Annotated in this window: 7 protein-coding genes; all 7 read left to right on the forward strand. The window is 59.0% G+C overall.

Going from position 1 to position 2,918, the window contains the following annotated elements:
• A partial coding sequence (locus AYR66_RS06135; protein WP_141104174.1) for an SET domain-containing protein-lysine N-methyltransferase occupies positions 1-223 on the forward strand: 223 nt, incomplete at its 5' end.
• 78 nt (positions 224-301) lie between these two features.
• Positions 302-709: a LysR substrate-binding domain-containing protein gene (locus tag AYR66_RS30355; protein WP_272938323.1), complete on the forward strand. Its 408-nt coding sequence runs from the start codon at positions 302-304 to the stop codon at positions 707-709.
• A 305-nt stretch (positions 710-1,014) separates the two neighbouring features.
• The gene (locus tag AYR66_RS06145; RefSeq protein ID WP_234814810.1) at positions 1,015-1,296 is read left to right on the forward strand and encodes a hypothetical protein; all 282 of its coding nucleotides are present in this window, start codon (positions 1,015-1,017) and stop codon (positions 1,294-1,296) included.
• A 40-nt stretch (positions 1,297-1,336) separates the two neighbouring features.
• Positions 1,337-1,642, forward strand: coding sequence for a hypothetical protein (locus tag AYR66_RS06150; RefSeq protein ID WP_088706791.1), 306 nt, complete (start codon positions 1,337-1,339; stop codon positions 1,640-1,642).
• 15 nt (positions 1,643-1,657) lie between these two features.
• Complete coding sequence (locus tag AYR66_RS06155) at positions 1,658-1,957, forward strand: hypothetical protein (protein ID WP_088706792.1); 300 nt, start codon at positions 1,658-1,660, stop codon at positions 1,955-1,957.
• Between the two features lie 21 nt (positions 1,958-1,978).
• Positions 1,979-2,242 carry a hypothetical protein gene (locus AYR66_RS06160; protein WP_088706793.1) on the forward strand — a complete coding sequence of 88 codons (264 nt, stop codon included), beginning with the start codon at positions 1,979-1,981 and terminating at the stop codon, positions 2,240-2,242.
• A 150-nt stretch (positions 2,243-2,392) separates the two neighbouring features.
• Positions 2,393-2,611, forward strand: a complete 219-nt coding sequence (locus tag AYR66_RS06165) for a hypothetical protein (RefSeq protein WP_088706794.1) — start codon at positions 2,393-2,395, stop codon at positions 2,609-2,611.
• Positions 2,612-2,918: the final 307 nt, after the last annotated feature.

The following is a 2,918-nucleotide window of genomic DNA, read 5'->3' on the forward strand; positions in this document are numbered from 1 at the left end:
TTCCTGCGAGCCGAATTGCGAAGCGATGGAGCATCCCGACGGAAGCGTCCATATCTATGCGCTGATGGATATCGAACGCGGTGAAGAACTGAGTTACAACTACGCACTCATTTACGATGGACGGCATACGGCGGCGGTCAAACGGGCGTTTGCCTGCCATTGCGGAGCGCCAGGGTGTACGGGGATCATGCTTGCGCCGAAGCGGAGGGGGAAGCGGGGGTGAAGGGATTTTTTGCTTGCGTTTGCATGCGGGAGACTGGCTCAACTCCTGTGCCCCACCCTCCCCGTCGTTCCACTCGGCGTGCCCCCGCGAAGGCGGGAACGACTGGGGAAAAGTCATTGGACAATTTTCAGTGACAACCCGCATACACACACGGGTTGCAAACCGCTGCGCGTACCCTGCCTACTCCTTCTCAATCCCGATTTCGCGCTGTGCGCGGCGGGCTCGAAAATGGCAGGCTTCGATGCAGAGATGCTGTGCGCCGACGAGTTCTATGTCGTCATGCACTGCAACCATCCGCTTGCAGAAAAGAAATCGCTGACTGCTGCAGACCTCCAGAACCAGCCCTTCATCCATCTCGCCGGCAACGGCAGTGTCCGGCAACTGCTCGATGCCGCCCTGTATCCGGCGCGCCTGCCCGGGATCATGGAAGTGGCGCATCTTGCTTCCGTCGCATTGCTGTGGCCAATAACATCGGCATCAGCATGATCTATCGCTGCTGAAATCGCGCCGCACCAGGATCCGCAGCGAACTCGCCAAGGATTGATCCGCGCACTGTCGCATCACTCCCGACACATCTCGCAAACTGTTGGCTGCAGACCATCCGCAGCCATGCTGTTTCATGCCCGTCCGATACCTCGAACCGGCATGGACATTCTTCTATTTCCCTTATTTTTCAAGCACTTGGAACGCAGAAGGCGCGGCCGCCCCTGTGCTGGCACACCTCTCGCAATAGGTCTGTCGAGCGCAACGAAATGCTCTTCCAACCCAAACCACCTTTAGGAGATTTACTCATGACTCTGATGATCAAAGACCTCGCAATCGCTTCCGACCTCGACCGTACTGCCATGGCTTCCGTACGCGGCGGCTTCTACAAGGGCGCCCCCTCCTTCTCCATGCCGTCCTGGATGCCCGCCTCCTATGCACCGGAATCCAAGTTCTCGTTCGATGCGTCGCAAATGATCGGCCAGTCCCAGAACGTCATGAACAACAACGGCAACAACGTCGCCTTTGCTTCCGGCATCACCTCGACCGTGAACCCGACGCAAACCGCGAACAACAACATCAACTTCTGATTTTTTTCGACTTTCAACCACACACCCAAGGAGACTTCACATGACTACCCTGTACATCAAAGACCTCGCCATCGCCACCGAACTCGACCGCGCAGCAATGGCTTCCGTCGCCGGCGGCTGCTACTACAAACAGCCCTCCTGCTGGACGCCGCCCTCCTACTGCCAGCCTGGCTATGGCATGCCGGAGTCGAAGTACCAGCCGACATCGTTCTCGTTCGATGCCACGCAGCAGATCGGCCAGTCGCAGAACGTCGTCAACAACAACGGCAACAACGTTGCGTTCGCCAGCGGTATCAGCTCGACCGTGAACCCGACGCAGTCCGCCAACAACAACATCAACTTCTGATTGAGGAGAGCGAACATGGCAACCCTGATCATCACCGACCTGGCCGTCATCAACGAACTTGGCGCGGGAGCAATGGCAGCGGTACGCGGCGGCTTCAGCAAGGAACTCACGGGCGGAATGTCCCTGGCTTCCCTGGGCGGCATGGACGTGTCGCAGCCGACGATGCCGGCGAATACGTTCTCGGTCAATGCATCGCAGCTGATCGGACAGTCGCAGAGCGTGCTGAACAACAACGGCAACAACGCGGCTTTCGTGTGCGGCATCACGTCGACGGTCAACCCGACCCAGACCGGCCACAACAACATCAACTTCTGATTGGCAACCGAGGAGAACCGTATGTCCAGCCTCATGATCCACGACCTGCCGCGCAGCGACGCGCTCGACCGGCAAGCGATGGCCAAGGTGCGCGGCGGCAATTCCTGGCTGAAGGGCCTTGGCCCGATCGCCAACGTGAATGTCGGCGTCAACCAGAACATCGCGCAGATGCAGAACGTGCAGGTCAACGCACTGAACAACATCGGCGTGATCGGCGCCGGTTTTGTTCCGCCGGACCTGAATGTCAGTCCATCGCAATGGGCAACTGCAGACGCCTATTTCTGACCGCGGCACATCGCAGCCAAGAGCTCGCCGGGAATTTTCCCGGCGGGCTTTTGGCGTTTTGACGTGCATGTTGATGCATCCCTTGCTGCGCTACATCAACGCTTCACCCGCCCGTGCAGGGCATAACTTGCTTAACTTGAGGAGAAAGCCATGGCCACCATCGTCATCAAGGACCTGACGGAAAGCATCGACCTCGATCGCCAGGCAATGACATCGATCATTGGCGGCGCACGCACACGTGGCCGCTTCATTCCACAGCGCGCCACGAGCACGACGCGCATCGTGAACTACCCGCGCGGATTCGCCGGCAACCTGCCGCCGATCATGGGCGGACCGTCGATCATCCGCAAGGCCGAGAAAGAGGAATAAGTCCCTCTCGTCCCCATCCGGCCGGCCGCCCTCGCGCAGGAGGACGGCCGGCTTTCCCCTGCGCGTCGCCCGGCGGCGGCACCCTGTCGCAATACCTCGAACACCTCCTGCGAAATCGTCGGGTAGCGCCCATCTGTTTATCGGGCCCGATCCCGCATCGCAACGATGCAAAGCATATAAGCAGGGAGCATTTCTCTTTAATTTCAATCACTTACGCACAGCCCAAGGTCGAATATCCGCGCTGGCACACTCCTCGCAATATGTCTGTCGAGCGCAACGAAATGCTCGACCAACCCAACCACCCCAT

Source organism: Noviherbaspirillum denitrificans, from assembly GCF_002211445.1.
GTDB classification, from domain to species: Bacteria; Pseudomonadota; Gammaproteobacteria; order Burkholderiales; family Burkholderiaceae_D; genus Noviherbaspirillum; species Noviherbaspirillum denitrificans.